Annotated in this window: 17 protein-coding genes; 7 read left to right on the top strand and 10 right to left on the bottom strand. The window is 38.8% G+C overall.

Going from position 1 to position 20087, the window contains the following annotated elements:
- Nucleotides 1-86 precede the first annotated feature (86 nt).
- Together RM539_RS06495 and RM539_RS06490 are read left to right on the top strand one after the other, a co-directional pair.
- Nucleotides 87-509, top strand: coding sequence for a DUF2141 domain-containing protein (locus RM539_RS06495; RefSeq protein ID WP_311502566.1), 423 nt, complete (start codon nucleotides 87-89; stop codon nucleotides 507-509).
- A gap of 129 nt (nucleotides 510-638) precedes the next feature.
- Complete coding sequence (locus tag RM539_RS06490; protein WP_311502565.1) at nucleotides 639-1580, top strand: LysR family transcriptional regulator; 942 nt, start codon at nucleotides 639-641, stop codon at nucleotides 1578-1580.
- A gap of 135 nt (nucleotides 1581-1715) precedes the next feature.
- On the opposite strand, the gene RM539_RS06485 is transcribed toward RM539_RS06490, so the two are convergent.
- The 9 genes from RM539_RS06485 to RM539_RS06445 all read right to left on the bottom strand — a co-directional run bounded on the left by RM539_RS06485 (nucleotide 1716) and on the right by RM539_RS06445 (nucleotide 12751).
- The gene (locus tag RM539_RS06485; RefSeq protein ID WP_311502564.1) at nucleotides 1716-1913 is read right to left on the bottom strand and encodes a hypothetical protein; all 198 of its coding nucleotides are present in this window, start codon (nucleotides 1911-1913) and stop codon (nucleotides 1716-1718) included.
- 132 nt (nucleotides 1914-2045) lie between these two features.
- Nucleotides 2046-2846, bottom strand: coding sequence for a TIGR00266 family protein (locus RM539_RS06480; protein WP_311502563.1), 801 nt, complete (start codon nucleotides 2844-2846; stop codon nucleotides 2046-2048).
- A gap of 194 nt (nucleotides 2847-3040) precedes the next feature.
- Nucleotides 3041-4717 (bottom strand): sodium/sugar symporter, encoded by a 1677-nt coding sequence (locus RM539_RS06475; RefSeq protein WP_311502562.1) that lies wholly within the window; start codon nucleotides 4715-4717, stop codon nucleotides 3041-3043.
- Nucleotides 4718-4791: 74 nt separating this feature from the next.
- Nucleotides 4792-5790 carry an aldose epimerase family protein gene (locus tag RM539_RS06470; RefSeq protein WP_311502561.1) on the bottom strand — a complete coding sequence of 333 codons (999 nt, stop codon included), beginning with the start codon at nucleotides 5788-5790 and terminating at the stop codon, nucleotides 4792-4794.
- A gap of 11 nt (nucleotides 5791-5801) precedes the next feature.
- Entirely contained in the window at nucleotides 5802-7613 is a 1812-nt protein-coding gene (locus RM539_RS06465; RefSeq protein ID WP_311502560.1) for a DUF885 domain-containing protein, read from the bottom strand.
- Between the two features lie 3 nt (nucleotides 7614-7616).
- Entirely contained in the window at nucleotides 7617-9467 is a 1851-nt protein-coding gene (locus tag RM539_RS06460) for a CocE/NonD family hydrolase (RefSeq protein ID WP_311502559.1), read from the bottom strand.
- Between the two features lie 79 nt (nucleotides 9468-9546).
- Nucleotides 9547-10860: a tRNA lysidine(34) synthetase TilS gene (gene tilS / locus RM539_RS06455; protein ID WP_311502558.1), complete on the bottom strand. Its 1314-nt coding sequence runs from the start codon at nucleotides 10858-10860 to the stop codon at nucleotides 9547-9549.
- 49 nt (nucleotides 10861-10909) lie between these two features.
- Nucleotides 10910-12214 carry an aminodeoxychorismate synthase component I gene (gene pabB / locus RM539_RS06450; RefSeq protein ID WP_311502557.1) on the bottom strand — a complete coding sequence of 435 codons (1305 nt, stop codon included), beginning with the start codon at nucleotides 12212-12214 and terminating at the stop codon, nucleotides 10910-10912.
- Complete coding sequence (locus RM539_RS06445; RefSeq protein WP_311502556.1) at nucleotides 12215-12751, bottom strand: NADPH-dependent FMN reductase; 537 nt, start codon at nucleotides 12749-12751, stop codon at nucleotides 12215-12217. It lies immediately after the preceding gene.
- A gap of 99 nt (nucleotides 12752-12850) precedes the next feature.
- Between RM539_RS06445 and RM539_RS06440 the strand changes: the two genes are divergently transcribed.
- The 3 genes from RM539_RS06440 to RM539_RS06430 all read left to right on the top strand — a co-directional run bounded on the left by RM539_RS06440 (nucleotide 12851) and on the right by RM539_RS06430 (nucleotide 15831).
- Nucleotides 12851-13729 (top strand): aldose 1-epimerase family protein, encoded by an 879-nt coding sequence (locus RM539_RS06440; RefSeq protein WP_311502555.1) that lies wholly within the window; start codon nucleotides 12851-12853, stop codon nucleotides 13727-13729.
- Between the two features lie 138 nt (nucleotides 13730-13867).
- The gene (locus RM539_RS06435) at nucleotides 13868-14143 is read left to right on the top strand and encodes a hypothetical protein (protein WP_311502554.1); all 276 of its coding nucleotides are present in this window, start codon (nucleotides 13868-13870) and stop codon (nucleotides 14141-14143) included.
- Between the two features lie 344 nt (nucleotides 14144-14487).
- Nucleotides 14488-15831, top strand: a complete 1344-nt coding sequence (locus tag RM539_RS06430; protein ID WP_311502553.1) for a DEAD/DEAH box helicase — start codon at nucleotides 14488-14490, stop codon at nucleotides 15829-15831.
- Nucleotides 15832-16116: 285 nt separating this feature from the next.
- On the opposite strand, the gene lpdA is transcribed toward RM539_RS06430, so the two are convergent.
- Complete coding sequence (gene lpdA, locus RM539_RS06425; protein WP_311502552.1) at nucleotides 16117-17523, bottom strand: dihydrolipoyl dehydrogenase; 1407 nt, start codon at nucleotides 17521-17523, stop codon at nucleotides 16117-16119.
- Nucleotides 17524-17764: 241 nt separating this feature from the next.
- Between lpdA and nhaC the strand changes: the two genes are divergently transcribed.
- Both nhaC and RM539_RS06415 read left to right on the top strand, forming a co-directional pair.
- Nucleotides 17765-19267, top strand: coding sequence for a Na+/H+ antiporter NhaC (gene nhaC / locus RM539_RS06420; protein WP_311502551.1), 1503 nt, complete (start codon nucleotides 17765-17767; stop codon nucleotides 19265-19267).
- A 175-nt stretch (nucleotides 19268-19442) separates the two neighbouring features.
- A complete protein-coding gene (locus RM539_RS06415; RefSeq protein WP_311502550.1) occupies nucleotides 19443-20081 on the top strand; it encodes a peroxiredoxin in 639 nt (212 codons plus the stop codon).
- Nucleotides 20082-20087 lie beyond the last annotated feature (6 nt).

Genomic DNA, 20087 nt, shown 5'->3' with positions numbered 1-20087 from the left:
AACTAAATTCTACAGTTCAGCAAAACGTTTTCTGTGAAGGTTCTGCTTCAGAATATATTTGGGGCATCAACTTCAAACCAGTAACTATGAAAACTTTAGTAGTATTAGCAGCCGCATTATTCTTCAATTTGGTAAATGCTCAGGAAAATCAGGAAGAAAAAGAGAAAATCATCGTCACCATTAATAATATAACCGGTGATGAAGGAGAAATTTTATTCGGAATGTATACCGAAAATACCTTTATGAAAGCAGAACCGGAATTTCGTGTTTTAAGTAAGATTAAAGATGGAGTGGCTACGGCTACTTTTGAAAAAGTCCCGGAAGGAACTTATGCCATTATTGCATTACATGATAAAAATGGAAACAAGCGTATGGATTTTGACAGCAGCGGAATGCCGATGGAAGATTATGGCACCTCCGGAAATTCCATGTCTTACGGACCACCACAATGGAACGATTCCAAATTTGCTTTTGATAAAGGAATACGTGAAATAGTAATACTCTTTTAGAGTTTTATCAAGTATCTCAAACCACAGTGCCAGGATGGCTGCTGTGGTTTTTTAGCATGTGCTATAAGAAAAAATAGATATACTATAGAAAAAACCAATACATTTGTAAAAGTAAAAATTTTAGCCTTTATGACTATTACCCAGCTCCACTATGTATTGGCGGTTGCCGAACATAAAAATTTTACGAAAGCCGCCCAAAAGGTTTTTGTGACGCAGCCTACTTTAAGCATGCAAATCCAAAAACTGGAAGAAGAACTGGATGTGCAAATATTTGACAGAACGAAAAAACCCATTCAGCTTACCGAAACCGGGCAGAAAATTGTGCACCAGGCCCGAAATATTGTAAATGAAAGCGACAGGATTCAGGATATTGTAGATCAGCAAAAAGGATATGTGGGAGGAATCTTTAGACTTGGCGTAATTCCTACAGTTATGCCTACTTTGTTGCCTTTGTTCATCAACAATTTTATAAAAAAATACCCAAAGGTAAAACTCAAGATAGAAGAGCTGAATACACAGTCTATTATTGAAAAATTAAAAGAAGGCCATCTTGATGCTGCCATTGCTGCAACACCGCTTGAGCAGGAGGGAATAAAGGAAAACGTACTTTATTATGAACCCTTTGTTGGATACATCCCGCCATCTCACCGGCTTCATAAAAAAAACAAAATTGCTGTAGGAGATCTTGATCTGGATGATATTTTGCTGTTACAGGATGGACATTGTTTTAAAGATGGAATAATAAATTTATGCAAAGTTTCCCGCGGCTTTAGTGATGATCATTTTCAGCTGGAAAGCGGGAGTTTTGAAACTCTTATTAAACTTGCCAATGAAGGCCTGGGAATGACCCTGCTTCCTTATCTACACACCCTGGAAATAAAAGATGTTGAAAAGGGCAACTTAAAGATGTTTGAAGACCCTGTACCTGCGCGGGAAGTGAGCCTTATATACAATCGCAGCGAATTAAAAATGCAAATTATTGAGGCTTTACGCAGCACTATAGCTGGCGTTGTAAAAGGAGCAATTGCTTTTCAGAATGTACAGATTATCAGTCCGGTAAATAAGAAATAATTGTAGAAAATTAAAAACTTTGGGGCAAGCCCGAAATGAACTGGAAAACAATTTCAATTTTTTTGAAGTAAACCTTGGGAAATTAATCCTTCAATCCGATGCTAAATCACAAAAGCGGCCCTGAAGCCGCTTTTTCTATTCATCTAAATAAATTAAACAATCATTAAGTTCAGGGTTCTGCTTGATAAGAGACATAATCCAGATCCTCAATTCTTCAATTTCATGAGGCAATAATCTCTGGATGGCCTTTTTCACCTCCTTACAGAACAAATTAGCATCAAAACTTACTTTATCAAGTACAATCTTGGTGTAATCAAACATCGCTCTCGCCATAATTTGATATTGGTTTAGTTAGAATTAGGTTGATTAAAAAGTGAGTAGTTTTTGCTCAATAAACTAGAAGATTTGCAATAAATATATAAAAATAAAATTGTTCTTCTTCTATTTCAGTAGTTTTTTAACAAATCAGAAACGATTATCACCACTCATCATATCTCCCAATCCTCCTAAAATACTCCCTTCTCCTTTATCTTTACCTCCTCCCTGTGGGGCTGCCTGATGAATCCTGCTTGCCAGCCTGCTAAATGGTAACGACTGTATATAAACCGTACCCGGGCCGGTTAAAGTTGCAAAGAACAATCCTTCTCCCCCAAAAATGGTGTTTTTGATTCCACCTACAAATTCTATATCATAATCAACATCCTGTGTAAAACCGATTATGCAACCCGTATCCACTTTTAATTTCTCACCTGGCTGTAATTCTTTTGTTGCCATGGTACCGCCGGCATGAACAAAGGCCATTCCATCTCCTTCAACCTTCTGCATAATGAAACCTTCTCCCCCAAATAATCCACGACCCAGTTTTTTGCTGAATTCGATTCCGATAGAAACTCCTTTAGCCGCACATAAGAAAGCATCTTTCTGGCAAATGAATTTTCCGTTAAAACGGGTGAGATCTATCGGCAGAATTTTACCGGGATAAGGTGAAGCAAAACTTATTTTCTTCTTCCCCTCAATTTCATTGCTGAAAATGGTCATAAAAAGGCTTTCACCAGTAAGTAGACGCTTTCCTGCTCCCAGAACCTTACCAAGAAAACCTTCATCTTTAGCTGAACCATCACCAAAAATAGTATTCATCCTGATGCCATTATCCATCATCATAAAATTACCGGCTTCAGCAATAACGGCTTCAGAAGGATCAAGTTCAAGTTCCACATATTGCATTTCCTCTCCAAAAATCTGGTAATCTATTTCATGTGCATTCATAATAAAATGTTTAGAGATTTATTCTTCCGATATGATTCTAAATGATTTCCAATAATTGCCATTACATAGAAACTGCTAATTTGTTTCTTCTAAATAGTAGTAACATTATTATTGCATCGGGCTCCTCAATTTTCTATTTTCACACACAACCCAATCTACAGTATCTTCTCCAAATTAATTTTAAAGGTAAACTGTTACCAGAACAAGGCGTAAAGCATTGCTACTATTAGTAATATCGCAAAACTGCAAATATTAAACACCGGTCCGGTTTTAAATAAATCCTTCGAAAAAACAATCGATTTTTCGTGATTTCTTCCTTTTGCTTCAGCATAACTTATAATAACCATAATCAACATGGTAAGAATCCAGGTAGCCATCATCTGGTGCATAAACGGCCAGTTAATAAATAATGGTGAATCGATCCAACCATTAGGCCCCACTTTGAAATAAAGAGCAATAGGAATGGAAACCAGAACTCCTAAAATTGCCGCCTTATTAGTTGTTTTTTTCCAGAACAAGCCAAGCATGAATACAGCTAAGATACCCGGACTAACAACGCCGGTATACTCCTGAATGTATTGAAATACCTGTCCAAGACTTTTAAGTTGTGGCGCCAGGATAATGGCAATAATCAATGCTAATGTAGCAGATATTCTTCCTACGGTTACCAATCCTTTCTCAGACTTATTTTTTTGAAAAAACGGCTTGTAGATATCCATGGTAAAGATCGTGGCTGTAGAATTAAGCATTGATGCTACTGAAGAAACAATCGCAGCGGCAAGCGCGGCTACCACCAGTCCTTTTAAACCTGCAGGTACAAATTCCTTGATTAACCAGGGAGAGGCATTATCGTTTATAATTGTACCTGTTCCACTGAAGAAAGATGCATCTGTCACCCCCTGCGCGATATTACCTCCTGCATCTGTATTCATAACGAAAGCAATAATTCCCGGAATTACCACGATTAATGGAATTAACAATTTAAGAAATCCTGCTAACACTATACCTTTTTGTGATTCCTGCAAACTTTTCGCGGCTAAGGTACGCTGGATAATATACTGGTTAAAGCCCCAGTAATAAAGGTTGGCCACCCACATTCCTCCCACAAGCACTGCGAGGCCGGGTAAATCCCACCAGGCATCTTTTCCGTTAGGAGTCAAAATTTCCCCTTTTTCAAGGATCATAGAAAATTTTTCAGGAACCTGTTCATAAACAGTAACCATACCGTCTATAATCCCCCCGCTTTCAGAAACATGGGATAAGGCTATAAATGTAGTTATAAGTCCACCTATAATTAAAAGCACTACCTGTACCACATCTGTCCACGCTACGGCTGAAAGGCCGCCATACAAGGAATATGCTGCAGCAAACAATGCCAGGCCGATAATAGATTCTATAAAAATTGATCCGTCTCCTGTTCCAATTATGGTATCCAGAGCAGTAGCTCCTAAATAAAGAACAGAAGTAAGATTCACAAAAACAAAAAGACAAAGCCAGAAAACTGCCAGAATGGTTTTTAGGTTTTTGCTGTAACGAACCTCAACGAATTCGGGAATGGTATAAAGCTTTTTCTCAATAAAAATGGGCAGAAAGAATTTCCCCACAACCAAAAGAGTTATAGCCGCCATCCACTCATAGGAGGCTATCGCCAGGCCAATAGCAAAACCTGAACCCGACATACCAATAAATTGTTCCGCAGAAATATTGGCAGCAATCAGAGATGCACCAATAGCCCACCACGGCAGGGATTTACTGGCAAGAAAATAATCTTCTGAAGTCTCTCCCTTACCCCGGGAAACCCATAAACCTATTCCAATAATCATTAATGCATAGGCAGCAAAAACTATCTGATCGAGTAATTCAAATTCCATGTACGTGTAAAATTTTTGTTAAATATAACTTTTAAAATTTAAAAAGGTAAATTTTACGTTTAAAAACTTTTTATCTATCTCTTTACTGAAAATTTAAAGGAAATTTCGTTGCGGTATGTTTCGCCGGGTTCCAAAATAGACGAAGGAAAATTTCTAAGGTTGGGAGCATCAGGAAAATTCTGTGCTTCCAGACAGAGCGAAGGATATTCAGGAGAAATCTTGGTTTGATAATTAAGATCTTCAGGTAATTCCTCAGGGGCATAAGCTACAATAGCCCTTTGGTTGGTTTTCATTTCCATTTTTATTCCCGTTAGCGGGGCAAACAATCTGGCGGCAACCTCTTTATCGTCAGAATTAAGAACGAATGTATCATCCAGAGGCCGGTTCCCTATAAGCTTATTTTCACTAAAGTTCTTAAACTTTTTTCTCAGGTTAATAAAATTCCCTGTAGGCAGTTGTTTCTCATCAACTTCAAGAATTTTATCGGCATTGATACAAAGGAAATGATCACTCACACTGCCCTCTCCGTTCAAATTAAAATAGGCATGATTAGTAAGGTTAATTATGGTTTTTTTATCGGTTTCAGCAGTATAAACAACTTTAAGTTCATCTTCTTCAGAAAGTGTGTAGGTAACAAAAATTTTTAGATTGCCGGGATAACCTTCCTCCCCATCTTCACTAAGATAAGATAAAGTAAGCGAAGGATTACTTCCTTCAGTTTCTTCCTCCACTTTCCATAATTTATCCTGAAAACCGCAATCGCCCCCATGCAGATGTACGCCCTCGGTCTGATAAAGTGAATAATCCTCCCCGTCCAGACTAAATTTCCCACCTGAAATCCTTCCAGCATAACGTCCTATGGAACCACCAAAACATTTATTATGAATTTTATAGCGACCGGTGAGGTATTCTTCAGCTGATTTAGGAGACACGAGAATATTAACTTTTTTTCCTGAGGTGGCAAACATCTTCATACTGAAAAGCGAAGCCCCTAAATTGAGGATTTTCACTTCTGTTTTACTACTGTTCTTAAGCGTTAACAACTTAAGATCCTTTGCACTTGTTTTATCCAAAGTTTTCTTTTTTACTGTTTTTGCTCAATCCACTCTTCCACCTTTTTTTCAAGGATGTTCAGCGGAATGGCACCGTCCAACAAAACTACATCATGAAATTCACGTAGATCAAAATTTTCTCCCAATTCTGCTGCTGCTTTTTCTCTTAATTCCAGAATTTTATTCATTCCTATTTTATATGCTGTCGCCTGCCCCGGCATTACAATGTGCCGCTCCACCATTTTAATGGCATCGCTTTCAGCATTGGGGGTATTTTGTTTATAGTATGCAATTCCTTCCTCACGTGTCCATTTTTTAGCATGTATTCCAGTATCCACCACCAGTCTACAAGCTCTCCAAAGTTCCATTGCCAAACGTCCAAAATCTGCATAAGGGTCTTTATAAAAACCAATTTCCTTTGGAAGTAGTTCACTATACAAGCCCCAGCCTTCCACGTATGCAGTGTAGAAACTGTGTTTTCTAAAATCGGGTACTTCATCAAGTTCCTGAGCAATGGCAATTTGCATATGGTGCCCGGGAATCCCTTCGTGATAAGCCAGTGCCTCCAGCTGATAGGTAGGCATTGCATTCATATCATATAAATTTGCATAAAAGGTACCAGGTCTTGAACCATCTATAGCAGGTTGCTGATAAAATGCTTTCCCGGCACTTTTTTCCCTGAATGGCTCAACTGCCTTAACCACAATATCTGCTTCCGGCAAAGTATTGAACAAATCCGGGAGCTTTTTTCGCATCCTGTCAATTATAGCTTTAGCATCTGCCAGATATTTCTGCCGTCCCACTTCAGAATCCTCGTAATAAAATTTCTCATTAGTTCGCATGAATCCAAAGAAATCCTGAAGTGAACCATCAAATCTCACATTTTTCATGATTTCCTCCATCTCCCTGTGAATTCTGGCTACCTCATTCAGCCCGAATTTATGGATTTCCTCTGCGGTTAAATTGGTGGTAGTAATCCTCTGGAGGCGATTGTTGTAAAAAGCATCTCCTTTTGGAAATTTCCAAACTCCCGCTTCTCCGGTTGCCCTTTGCTGCTGATCTTCCATAAAAGCTATTAAATTCTTGTAGGCCGGCTTTACATTTTCAACCAAAACTTTCTCTGCACTTGCAGTTAACTGCTGCTGTTTTTCTTCGGAAATGTTTAAAGCACCTATCTTGGTTTTAAAATCATTAAGCAGCGTACTTACTTCAGCAGATTTCATAAAAGGTTTTCCGTTTATAATATTCCGGGAATCGTCCAGAACTTTTTCAAAAACAAATCTTGGAGGTATCACTCCATTCTGCTCTCTGATTTTCAGGTTTTCAACTATGTCTTCAAAAGCTTTAGGAAAACCCTGAAGCCGGGAAATATAGGCTTCAGCATCACTAACAGAGTCTATACTGTGCATATTTATAAGAAAAGCAGGTAAGCTGGAGTGATATCCAAACATTTGATTGATGGGATAATCATAGAAACGGTACTCAAAGTCTTCTATAGCGTTTTCCTGCTGCTGCCTGTAAAGCATATAGCTTAATTGTGTAGCTTTATTTAAGGATTCAGAATCAACATCTTTCAGATACTTTAATCGTTCTTTAGCCTGCTCAAGATCCCGGACATATTCTTCAGAAGAAAAATCATCCCATTTCCCGTAGTCGGTTTTTATTCCTAACCGGGTTTGTAACATAGGAGATTCCTCCACCTCCTGCTGAAACTGCTCTTCAAAGTAACTGTTCAGCTTTTCAGAATTCTCTTCCAGGTCTGCCGCAGAAAGCACTTTTTTTTCCTCCTTACAGGAGCAAAAAATCAGCAATACCAGCAGCGGAATTAATTTAATCAATTTCATAGGCTATTCATTTAAAACAGAAAATTTTATAGCTGAATCGCCATAAATTGTATGTGTCTGCTTTTGAAAATCTTCTTCTTTAGCCTTAAAGATATTAGGTACATACGTTTGCGGATTACGATCTATCAAAGGAAACCACGTACTCTGCACCTGTATTTGCAGTTTATGCCCTTTTTTAAAAGTATGGTTTACGTCCTGCAATTCGATATTTACTGCTGTTTTTCGGTTAGGTTCAAAAGGCTCGGGATTTTCAAAGCTATTTCTGAATCTTCCGCGCATCACCTCACTGCGAACCATCATGTGATAATTGCTCATTTTAAGATGAGCAGGGGTTTCTTCGTAATCTTCAGCATCTGGGGGAAAAACATCTATTACTTTAACCACCCAATCTGCCGCAGTTCCTGTAGTGGCTACCTCCAGCATAGCCTCTATAGGGCCAGCCATTTTAAGGTCTTCCAATACTTCAGTTTCAAAAACCAGCACGTCCGGCCGTCTTGCCGCAAAGCGCTGATCCCCGGTCATGTATTCCCGTGGAGTAAAAACAGTCTTAATTTCATTATTGTAGGAAACAGGCTTTTTAGGATCGCTCACAAATTCCTGTTTTGTATCTGTAGGCAAATTGGTCAATTTTTGATCATCACCCAGGTAAAACATCTTTTCTTCTGTATTTTCGGGAGGCCATTCTGAATAATTATTCCACATTCTTTCTCCTGTATCGTAAATACGGGCTTCAGCAAGTCCTGTTTCCGCATCCGCTTCTCCTTTTAAGAAATGATTAAAGAAAACCGTTTCATAATCTTTCTGGAAATTTCGGGAAATATTATCTCCAAAATAGATATTTCCAACGGTCTGCCTTTCTTCAGCTCTGGCCCAATCTCCATGGCTCCAGGGACCAAATACCAGACTATTATAGTTATCGCTGTTCTTTTCAATGCTCTTATATATATGAAAAGGGCCATATAAATCTTCAGCGTCAAAAAGTCCGCCTACAATCATCACTGCAGGTTTTATTCCTTTCATATATTGAACAATTCCGCGATCCTGCCAGAATTGATCATAATTTGGGTGGTTCTTTAATTGCTGCCAGAATTCATTATCTTCTTTATAATATTCATCAAGATTGCTTAAAGGGCCGGCATCAAGAAAAAACTGGTACTGGTCCTGTGTTCCCAAACCGGGCAAATTGTACCAGGCTTCATCTTTAGGGCCATCTTTTTGATAACCAAAAAGTGCTGTAGCCCTCCAATAACTTAGAAGGTATGCGCCGTTATGATGAAAATCGTCAAAAAAGAAATCGCTTATGCTCGCCTGCGGGGAAACCGCTTTTAGCGCCGGGTGCTCACTAAGCAGGGAATAAGTAGCGTAAAACCCGGGATAAGAAATTCCCCATGTACCCACCCTGCCATTGTTGTTTTTAACATTATTTACCAGCCACTCAATAGTATCATAGGTATCACTGGCTTCGTCAAACTCTTCTCCTTTTTTATTCGGAAGAAAAGGTCGCATATTGTCATACTGGCCTTCACTCATCCATCTACCACGCACATCCTGATAAACAATGATGTTTCCCTGTTGCATCAGGTATTCATTTGGACCAATTTTAGACCTGAACTGCCCATCCCCGTATGGCCGGGAACTATAAGGTGTTCTTTGCATTATAATTGGATATTCTTCAGAAGTATCTTTTGGAGAATAAATAGTGGTGTGCAGCTTTGTACCATCCCTCATGGGGATATCCACTTCCATTTTATTATAATGTTCAGCAACTTCATAATCTTCCTGAAGTTGTGCAAAAGACTGTGCCCCAACAAAAATAAAAATGTTAAGCACTAGAATAATTCGGAATAATTTCATCTTGGGATTTTTTAAAGCTGCTAAAGATAGAAATTACCGCCTTAAAGCTAAAGAAATTTCATTTTTTAGCTTTTAAAACCTAAAAGGAACAACTTATTTTTAGGATTTTTGCTGTTTCTGAAGTAACCTTGTAGCGGTCATCTGCCCTGTGGCCAATCACCCAAACAATATTTTCGCCGGAACACAGCAGCCAGGTATTTTCTTTTTCAGGAAGGGACATTTTCTTGTCTTTAAAGAAATCACTGATTTTCTTCCTGCCTTTCATTCCAAAAGGACAAAAGAAATCTCCAACCTGCCATTTTCTTACCGTGAGCGGAAATTGCAGTTTCCGGGCATCTACAAAAATCCTTGAATACTCCTGATCTTTCTCTATTTTATCCACTTCAGCAAATGCAATTCTCCCCATGGGCAGCATTACCATCTCCTCCCCTTCCGCAATCTGGTACAGTTTATCTTCAGGATGATTAATTTCTGTAAGCAATAATTTTCCCCTGTCTTTTACAAGCCGGTATTCTTCTGAAAAAACCATTTTCCCGGGTTGTGCTTCGAGTAAATTATAGACATCATTCCATTCGGTAAAGCCAAAGGTTTTTAAAAGCTGATATAGAACGGCTTTTGTATTAGGAATTTTCTTTAGAAAATTGATGTCCAGCTCATATCCAAATTGATTTTTCTGAATTGCTTTTGGGTAAATCAGGCTCATATAATCTTCAACCAGGGCTTCGCTTTCCTTTAAATAAGACTGCGTTTGTTTAAACCCCTGTAATAATTGGGGATTAAGCTCTTCCAGCGCGGGCACAATTTCATGGCGTATTTTATTCCGAAGGTATTTTGTAGAAGAATTACTGCTGTCTTCCCGCCACTTTATCTGGTTTTGCTCAGCATAATTTTCAATTTCTTTTCTTGAAAAATCCAATAGCGGCCTGATGAGCGTCTCCTTTTCCGCATGAATCCCGCTTAAACCTTCCAGCCCGGTCCCGCGAACCATGTTAATCAGGAAAGTTTCCAGATTATCATTGGCATGATGGGCTAAAAGCACATAATCAAACCCAAGCGTTCGACTTAGTTCGTCAAACCAGTTGTAGCGGAGTTCCCTTGCCGCCATTTGAATAGAAATTCTGGCTTCCTCAGCAAAAGCCTCGGTATCGAAATTCTGAGTAAAAATCTCCACTTCCAGCTCATCGGCAAGCTCAATCACAAAATCCTCATCTGCATCGCTCTCTTCCCCGCGCAGATTGAAATTGCAATGTGCTATGGAAAAATCCAGCTTTGCATTTTTGCACAGGTATGCCAGCGCTATGCTGTCTACACCACCGCTTACCGCCAGCAGCAATTTTTTGCCGCCTAAATAGGGAAAGCGGGATTTTATCAAATTTCGAAAAGCTTTTTCCATGATACCCAAAGATACAAAGCTGCTAACAAAAATTTAAAAAAAGATAAGTTTAAGATGAAGCAGATAAAGCTTCCCGCATGGCTTTTGCCTTCAGCAGGCATTCTTCATATTCCATTTCGGAATTAGATTTTGCCGTGATGGCGCCACCTACAGAAAATGACAAATATTGGTTTTCTTTATTATAAAGAATGCTCCTTATCACCACATTAAAATCAAAATCACCTTCAGGAGTAAAATAGCCCACCGCGCCACTATAAAGCCCACGTTTAGTTTCTTCCAGCTCTTCAATAATTTTCATTGCTGAAATTTTTGGTGCGCCAGTCATGCTTCCCATGGGAAAAGTTGCCCTTAGCGCTTCAACCGCGGGAATATCTGCTTCCAGTTCTGCTGAAATTGAGGAAATTAGCTGATGCACCTGTTTAAAACTGTGCACTTTGCAAAGTTCTTCCACTTTCACACTGCCCTTTTGGGCAATTTTTGAAAGATCATTCCGAACAAGGTCAACAATCATCACATTTTCTGAAATCTCCTTAGGATCTATTTCCAGCATTTTTGCAATTTCCCGGTCTTCAGCAGCATTTTGAGACCTTCGTGCCGTTCCCTTAATCGGTTGAGAAATAATTTTGTTGCCGGTTTTCTTCAAATATCGCTCAGGAGAAGCGCACATAAGGTAATGCTGTTCCAGTTTTAGGAAAGTGGCAAAAGGCGGACTGGAAATCCTGTTCAATTCAGCAAAAACAGTTTCGGGTTCAATTTTGCAGTTTTCAGCATAGAATTCCTGGCAGAAATTGGCTTCATAAATATCCCCACGCTGAATATGGGAAAGCATATTTTCAACCTTCTGCAAATAACTTTCTTTCGAAATTCTCTGTTTAATTTCAATTTCTTCCGCTCTTTTCTCTATAGTCTCTCCTCTTTCCGCTAAAGAAAGAATCTCTTCAAAATCTGCATCCATTTCATCATCAACCATTCGCAGATAATGAAATTTCGCAGTATTTCCATTCAACTGAATAATTTTTTGAGGCTGAAAAAAGTACAGCTCCGGAAAAAATAATCCGTCGAAATTCCTGGATCTTAGCTGCTCCACATCATTTTTCAAATCATAAGAAAGATAACCAAAAATCCAGTCCTTAGTAGTTTCCTGGTATTCCCGAAACTTATCAAAGGCCTGGTAAGTATCTGTTTTTATGGCGGTAAAAGCATTTATAGCGAGCAGGGTATCGAAATTTCCCGCTTCAGAATAATGATTATTACTATCCAGCCAGGCAACTTCATATGCCTGCCGGCTCCATTGGAATAACTGCTCTTTAAACTTTATAGGGTTCTCTAATTTGTAGGATTTGGTGGTGCGCACTTAACTTTCAATTTGGTGCGCAAAGGTAGTCAAGACATCTTCAATTCCCATATCCAGCACCTCGTTTAGCACTTTATTGTCCTGAAAATTGTCATTAAAAGAGGGAAAACTGAAGCTTTCTATTACCTGCCCACCAAACCTGGGTAAAATATTTTTTACATATTCCAGGGAAGAAGAGCCTCCGCGCGCACCGGGAGAAGTGCTAATTAGCAGTATTTTTTTGTCTTTCAGGAAATTCCTGTCGGCACGGGACATCCAGTCCAGGAAATTCTTAAAAAATGCCGATACCATCCCGTTATGTTCATTAACCGCAATTACCAGGGCATCGCTTTCATCAATTAGGTTTTTCATGATTCGAACATTCAGGGGAATTCCTTTTCCCTTTTCATGATCTGCACTGTACATGGGGAATTCATATTCAGTAAGCTTCATGAGCTTTATTTCATGCCCCTGGATTCTTTCAGAAACATGGCTAAGGAGAAGATGATTTAAGGAAACACTGCTGTTGGAACCGGCAAAGGCAAGGATCTTTTTCATATGGCAATTTTATTTCGACTAAAAATAGCAAAAAGAGTTTATGAAGAAGAAAATTATTGATTGTAACTTTAGGCTTCAAACCTGTAACTAACTACAACTTTGGAAAAGTATTCGATCTCAAATGAGCATTTAAAAATCAGTATTCTTGAAAAAGGTGCCGAATTGTGCAGCATAAAAAACCTTACTACAGGCAAGGAACATCTCTGGCAGGCGAATCCTGAAATATGGAACAGCCATGCTCCTAACCTGTTTCCGATAATTGGCATTTTAAAGGACGGATTTTTTCTGTACAAAGGAGAAAAATATGAAATGCCCAAACACGGGATGTTGCGGAATAATAAAAATATCAGGTTAAAGGAAAAAACCAATGACAAACTGGTTTTTGAATTAATTTATTCCGAAGAAACCCTTAAGATTTATCCTTTTAAGTTCGATTTCCAGATTATTTTTAAGCTGAAAGGAAAAACTCTTGAGATTGGCCATAAAATCACCAATCTTGATAATAAAACCATGTATTTTTCTGTTGGCGGGCATCCGGCTTTTAATGCTCCTGTAAATGAAAATGAAGAATATGAAGATTACTACCTTGAGTTCGACCAAAAAATGAATTTGGAGACTTATCTTCTTAATGAAAACGGACTGCTGAGCAATAAAACCGAAAAAGTGCTGGAAAATTCAGCGCAAATTCAGCTTCACAAACATCTTTTTGATCGTGATGCGCTGATTTTCAAAAATATCTCTTCCAAAAAAGTGTCTTTAAAAAGTAAAATATCAGGAACTATTCTTAGCGTAGAATATCCCGATTTCAAGAACCTGGGAATTTGGGCAAAACCAGGCGCACCTTACATTTGTATTGAGCCCTGGCTGGGCATTGCAGATGTAGAAGGGACAGACCAAAACCTTAAAAACAAGGAAGGTATTTTGAGCCTGGGAGCGGGAAAAGAATTTGAGGCTGCTTATAAGATTATTATTGAGTAAGTTAATTAATAACAGTATATTAGGTGTAGATAAATTTCAGAACTGAGCTCGAAAAAACAGAATAAATCCTCCCGACATAGTAGAAGACTTTACCGTCAGAATTAATATGGCAAGTGGTATATAAGTAAAAAAGAAACCATGGAACATCATAAAATAGTAAAATTTGGTATTGGAATTTTTATCATGGAATTGTTCCTGATGGGACTTTGGTATTACCTGGCGAAGCCCGAATTAAGCTCTGCGCTTGAAACTTTACAAATTATTTTATTCTTATTCGGAATAAATTTGATTATCGGACTTATACTCCACTTTGTAAAGAAATCATTTGCATTACTATTATTAGCCAATTCTATAATTTGCCCATTTGTTTTTTATGCTACATGGATAATGTGGTTTACCTATTGGGCTAAATAATAGGATATCAGGAAAACGAAATAAAACCTGCGTACCACGCGCTGTATTATGCCCCGAAACAGCGAACATCTCCAGGGCCAATGACCAAAAAGCTACCCTCATCTTCAGCTTAGTAAAGTCCCGAGAAAGCAGTTCCGAAAGGTTGCAAATATTTAAGATTATGATTTTTTTCCGGCAAATAGTCCGTCAAATAAAGGATATGAGACAGCAGACAAAATCCTGGACGTCTGGAATATTAGCAGATTAAAATCTCTGAGAATCTCCATATACGTTTTCTTCTCCACCAGAAAATTATCTTCCGGTTTGATTTTCAAAGCTTACCTTTGCCGCAAATAAAGAACACTTTGACTTTTCAGGACCTCAATTTAAGCACCCCTTTACGTAACGCGCTGGAAGATTTAAACTTTCAAACGCCCACCCCTATACAGGAACAGGCTTTTTCTTCCATAATGTCTGGCCGGGACGTTGTGGGAATCGCCCAAACCGGGACCGGAAAAACATTTGCATACCTCCTCCCGTTGTTGCGTATGCTTAAATATTCGGAACAAAAGAATCCGCGTGTGCTTATTTTGGTTCCTACCCGTGAGTTGGTGGTGCAGGTGGTGGAAGAGATAGAGAAACTGGCCAAATATATAAATGTTCGGGTTGCGGGAGTTTATGGTGGAGTAAACATTAACACCCAGCACCAGGATTTACTGCGCGGGCTGGACATTGTGGTAGCCACGCCCCGGCGGCTTTATGATCTTGTGTTAAGAAGGGCCGTTCAGCTGAAATCTGTTCAAAAACTGGTAATAGATGAAGTTGATGTAATGCTGGATTTGGGATTCAAATTTCAAATAAATAATATTCTGGAGTTACTTCCTGAAAACCGGCAAAGTATTATGTTTTCAGCTACTATGACTGAAAATGTGGAAAATTTAATCACCGCTAATTTTAAAACTCCTGAAAAAATTTCTGTAGCGGTAAGTGGTACTCCACTTGAAAATATCGAACAAAGGAGCTATAAAATTCCAAATTTCAATACAAAAGCAAACTTGCTGAAACATCTTTTAGCTGAAAAAAAAATTTTCAGCAAAGTGTTGATTTTTATGGAAAACAAACGAATTGCCGATAGGCTCTTCGAGAACCTTTCAGCTGATTTTTCCGAAGAAACAGGCGTGGTACATACCGGAAAAAGTCAGAATTACAGATTAAGAAGCCTCCGCAAGTTTGCAGAAGGAGAACTTCGTATTTTAATAGCTACAGATGTTATGGCACGCGGGCTGGATATTGAAGAAGTTTCGCATGTTGTAAATTTTGACACCCCGTCTTATCCTGAAAATTACATGCACAGGATTGGCCGAACCGGCCGTGCTGAAAATAAAGGTATTGCCCTACTTTTTACTACGGAAAAAGAAAAGGAGAAATTCGGCAATATTGAGCAGCTTATGAATATGGAGGTGCCGCAGTTTAAAATTCCGCAGGAAGTTGAAATTTCTAAACAATTAATCCCGGAAGAACAGCCAAGGGCCATTGAGATAAACAACCCCAATAAAGGAACTGAGAAAGCAGGGCCTGCTTTTCACGAGAAAAAAGAAAAGAACAGGAAACAAAATCTTGGTGGTTCTTACCGAAGGGAAATCGCAAAAAAATACAAAAAGCCCAAAACCCGGGGCGATAAAAATGCAAATAAGAGGAGGAAGAAATAGAAGAAATAAAGGAACACTTTCGCGTTCCTTTAGATTATCAATACAAATTTACGTCCTTTTCTTTTTCTTTGCTGCTTTAGCAGCACGCTTTTCTTTTAAGCTCAACACCGGCTCTTTCTTAGCCGAATTTTTAGAGGGTGATTTCTCTTTTGCCATAGTTTCTAAAATTTAGAATTAACCGCATAAATATAGTAAATGATCTAATATAAAAATCGAAAAAAATTAAAGCAAAAAACCACCCTTAAGGAGGATGGTTTTTTTAAGTGATTTAAAATTATTCTTTTTCTAAACGTGCAACGCCCTGTTATCTGTTGCGGCTAAAGCAGCTTCTTTTACTGCTTCGGCGAAAGTTGGATGTGCATGACTCATACGGGAGATATCCTCAGCAGAAGCACGATATTCCATTGCCGTTACCGCCTCAGCAATAAGATCGGCAGTACGGGCGCCAATCATATGCACTCCCAGTACTTCATCAGTTTTTTCATCGGCAAGGATTTTCACCAGTCCGTCAAGATCTCCACTCGCTCTTGAACGGCCCAAAGCACGCATAGGAAATTTGCCCGATTTATATTTTATACCTTCTTCTTTTAAATCCTCTTCAGATTTACCCACAGATGCAACCTCGGGCCAGGTATATACCACCCCGGGTATAAGATTATAATCAATATGAGGTTTCTGGCCGGCAAGGGTTTCAGCAACAAAAGTACCTTCCTCTTCAGCTTTATGTGCTAACATAACTCCACGTACCACATCGCCAATAGCATAAATATTATCTGCAGCTGTTTTTAAATGCTCATCAACCTTAATTCTGCCTTTATTGTCTATTTCCACTCCGGCAGCTTCAGCATTTAAACCATCTGTGAAAGGACGGCGGCCAACGGAAACAAGACAATAATCTCCTTTAATTTCAATTTCCTTATCCTTTTTGTCGTCGGCTTTAATAATTACCTCATCACCTTTACGTTCTACAGATTTCACTTTAGTACTCACATGGAATTTCACACCCTGCTTTTTTAGTACTTTGGTTAACTCTTTTGAAAGTGCACTATCCATAGTTGGGATAATTCTATCCAGAAATTCCACTACAGTAACTTCAGCCCCAAGGCGGCGGTAAACCTGTCCTAATTCAAGGCCAATAACCCCTCCCCCAATCACAATCATATGTTTTGGGATTTCCTTTAGCTTAAGTGCTTCGGTAGAAGTTATCACACGCTCCTTATCCAATTCTATAAAAGGCAGATTTGAAGGTTTTGAGCCTGTGGCGATAATAGTATTTTTTGCCTCAATAGTTTGAGATTCACCTTCAGAAGTTTCAACTTTTATATGTGTTTTATCTTCAAAGGATCCAACTCCCTGGATAACATCAATTTTGTTTTTATCCATAAGGAATTTTACGCCGTCACAGGTTTGGCTTACCACAGAAGATTTACGCTTCATCATTTGCTCCAGGTTCACCTTTATATCCCCCGGAATTTCGATTCCATGTTCCTCAAAATGAGCAACGGCATCATGATAATGATGAGAAGAATCAAGAAGCGCCTTACTGGGAATACAACCTACATTAAGACAGGTGCCTCCAAGAGTTGAATATTTTTCAATGATTGCAGTTTTCATTCCCAATTGTGCGCAACGGATGGCCGCCACATAACCGCCGGGACCTGATCCTATAACCGCAACATCATATTTACTCATAATTTTATGTTTTTGTGTTGATTTTCTAAAAATTAAACTCAAAAGTACGACTATTCTCTACAATGACCAATGCCTCGCAAATGCTTTGTAAAACTTTAAGACCTAAAATTCAAAGGAATAAGATCCTGCTCCTGCTTCACCAGAGTTTATTCCTTGCATAGCTTCAGGCAAAATCGTAACATTACCGGCCAGAAATATAAGTTTCTGACCTCATATGCAACTTTAGACAAATTAAAACTGAATGGAAACAGAAAAGCATTTTCCTGAAACCGGACAAATTGTAGAAAATAAAGAACTTCATATCTGGGAAGCTTTAATTCCTGTTTTTGCCCTTATTTTAATGCTGGGTTTTAACGTCCTGTTTGTTTATGGGGATGATGCCTTAAGTGGTTCTAACCAGTTTATTTTATTACTTGGTGGCGCAGTGGCCGCCATTGTTGGCTACTTCAATAAAGTGAAGTTTGATGATATGATAGATGAAGTTGCCGGAAATATAAAAAGTACGGCAGGTGCAATTCTTATTTTGCTCATGGTTGGTGCTTTAGCTGGCACATGGATGGTGAGTGGGATTATCCCGACGATGATCTATTATGGACTTCAGATTTTAAACCCCACTATTTTCCTACCGGCCACAGTGGTAATTTGTTCAATAATATCTGTAGCCACAGGAAGCAGCTGGACTACTTCGGCAACTGTAGGAATTGCTCTTATAGGAATTGCCGACGCTTTAGGTATAAGTCTTGGAATGACAGCAGGTGCCATTCTTTCGGGAGCATATTTTGGTGATAAAATGTCTCCTCTAAGTGACACTACAAATCTTGCTCCGGCAATGGCGGGAACAGACCTTTTTACCCATATCAAGTATATGGCCATCACCACAGTCCCTACCATTACTGTTACCCTGATTATTTTTATAATTATTGGTTTAAACCTCGATACAACAGGAACTACTGATACTTCAGCTATATTAAGTTCTATAGATGCTGCTTTCATAATTACTCCCTGGTTATTTGTAGTCCCGATAATTGTTATTTTTCTGATCGTGCGGAAAACCTCCCCTCTCGTCGCATTGCTCGTAGGAACACTATTGGGAGCAGCAGCTGCACTAATTGTTCAGCCTGATATTGTAAGGGAAATAAGCGGCAGCGATGAGCTTAATTTTATAAGCGGCTATAAAGGCATTATGAACGCTATTACCATAGATACATCTGTGCAAACCGATTCTGAAGCCCTCAATGATCTTTTTGCTTCCAGCGGAATGGCCGGAATGCTTGGCACCATCTGGCTTATTATTTGTGCCATGGTTTTTGGTGGAATAATGGAAGCTATTGGCGCTCTTGCCAGGATAAGTAAAGCGCTCCTGAATTTATTTCATACGGTTTTTGGACTTTTTGCCAGTACGGTTTTTAGTTGCCTTGCACTCAACGTAACGGCATCAGACCAGTACCTTGCTATCGTGGTACCGGGAAAAATGTTTGCAAAAGCTTATCGCGAGAAAGGCCTTGCTCCAGAAAATTTAAGCCGCTCCCTGGAAGATTCAGGTACGGTAACTTCAGTCCTGGTTCCCTGGAATACCTGCGGGGCATATCACAGTGGCGTTTTAGGGGTTCCGGTGACTTCATATTTTGGTTATGCTATTTTCAATTACATAAGTCCGTTCATGACATTGTTATTTGCCGCTCTGCATATAAAAATCCGACATTTAAAGGATGTAAAAGCAGAAACAGCACCTGCGCAAGCCTAATAAGCACAACTGCTTCCAGAGGTAAATAAGCATATTCTATCTAAAATTTACCCAATAATAGCCAAAACTTATCCCTGAATAAGCAATTAAAATTTTAAATTCTTTTTTTACTGCATTCATTCCATAATTTTGCATCAGAATTAAAACAAATAATAACCTTAAAAAATAAATCAATATGGCATTAGTAGGAAGAAAATTTCCAAACCTGAGTGTAAACGCAATGAATGATATGGGAGACACTTTCAAGATAAATGTTCTTGAAGAAGCCCAAAAAAATAATAAGAAGGTTATCCTTTTTTGGTATCCGAAAGATTTCACTTTTGTATGCCCTACCGAGCTTCACGCTTTCCAAAAAGCTATGGAAGAGTTTGAGAAAAGAAACGTAATGGTAATAGGTGCATCCTGTGATACTCCTGAAGTTCATTTTGCATGGTTAAATACTCCAAAAGATAACGGAGGTATTGAAGGTGTAACTTATCCAATAATTGCAGATTCTAACAGAAACCTTAGCTCAAGACTAGGTATTCTTGATATAAGCAACGAATCTTATGATGAAGAAACAGGTGATTTAACTGTGGAAGGAGATAATGTTACTTACAGAGCTACTTATCTTATAGACGAAGAAGGAACAATTTTCCATGAGAGCGTTAACCATATGCCCCTTGGTAGAAATGTAAAAGAATTCCTTAGGTTAGTAGATGCATATACTCACGTACAGGAAAAAGGTGAAGTATGTCCTGCAAACTGGGAAGAAGGTAAAGAAGGAATGAATGCCGATAGAGAAGGTGTTGCTTCTTATCTAAGCTTAAACTAAAAAAGG

The organism is Autumnicola musiva, from assembly GCF_031846585.1.
GTDB classification, from domain to species: domain Bacteria; phylum Bacteroidota; class Bacteroidia; order Flavobacteriales; family Flavobacteriaceae; genus Autumnicola; species Autumnicola musiva.
This window is presented reverse-complemented; position numbering and strand designations above follow the sequence as displayed.

Bases quoted from the DNA above. Each gene is read 5' to 3' on its own strand.
- RM539_RS06445 (WP_311502556.1), bottom strand. From the start codon at position 12,751: ATGAAAAAGATCCTTGCCTTTGCCGGTTCCAACAGCAGTGTTTCCTTA.
- RM539_RS06415 (WP_311502550.1), top strand. From the start codon at position 19,443: ATGGCATTAGTAGGAAGAAAATTTCCAAACCTGAGTGTAAACGCAATG.
- RM539_RS06435 (WP_311502554.1), top strand. From the start codon at position 13,868: ATGGAACATCATAAAATAGTAAAATTTGGTATTGGAATTTTTATCATG.
- RM539_RS06485 (WP_311502564.1), bottom strand. From the start codon at position 1,913: ATGGCGAGAGCGATGTTTGATTACACCAAGATTGTACTTGATAAAGTA.
- RM539_RS06495 (WP_311502566.1), top strand. From the start codon at position 87: ATGAAAACTTTAGTAGTATTAGCAGCCGCATTATTCTTCAATTTGGTA.
- RM539_RS06490 (WP_311502565.1), top strand. From the start codon at position 639: ATGACTATTACCCAGCTCCACTATGTATTGGCGGTTGCCGAACATAAA.
- RM539_RS06475 (WP_311502562.1), bottom strand. From the start codon at position 4,717: ATGGAATTTGAATTACTCGATCAGATAGTTTTTGCTGCCTATGCATTA.
- nhaC (WP_311502551.1), top strand. From the start codon at position 17,765: ATGGAAACAGAAAAGCATTTTCCTGAAACCGGACAAATTGTAGAAAAT.
- lpdA (WP_311502552.1), bottom strand. From the start codon at position 17,523: ATGAGTAAATATGATGTTGCGGTTATAGGATCAGGTCCCGGCGGTTAT.
- RM539_RS06460 (WP_311502559.1), bottom strand. From the start codon at position 9,467: ATGAAATTATTCCGAATTATTCTAGTGCTTAACATTTTTATTTTTGTT.
- RM539_RS06480 (WP_311502563.1), bottom strand. From the start codon at position 2,846: ATGAATGCACATGAAATAGATTACCAGATTTTTGGAGAGGAAATGCAA.
- tilS (WP_311502558.1), bottom strand. From the start codon at position 10,860: ATGGAAAAAGCTTTTCGAAATTTGATAAAATCCCGCTTTCCCTATTTA.
- RM539_RS06465 (WP_311502560.1), bottom strand. From the start codon at position 7,613: ATGAAATTGATTAAATTAATTCCGCTGCTGGTATTGCTGATTTTTTGC.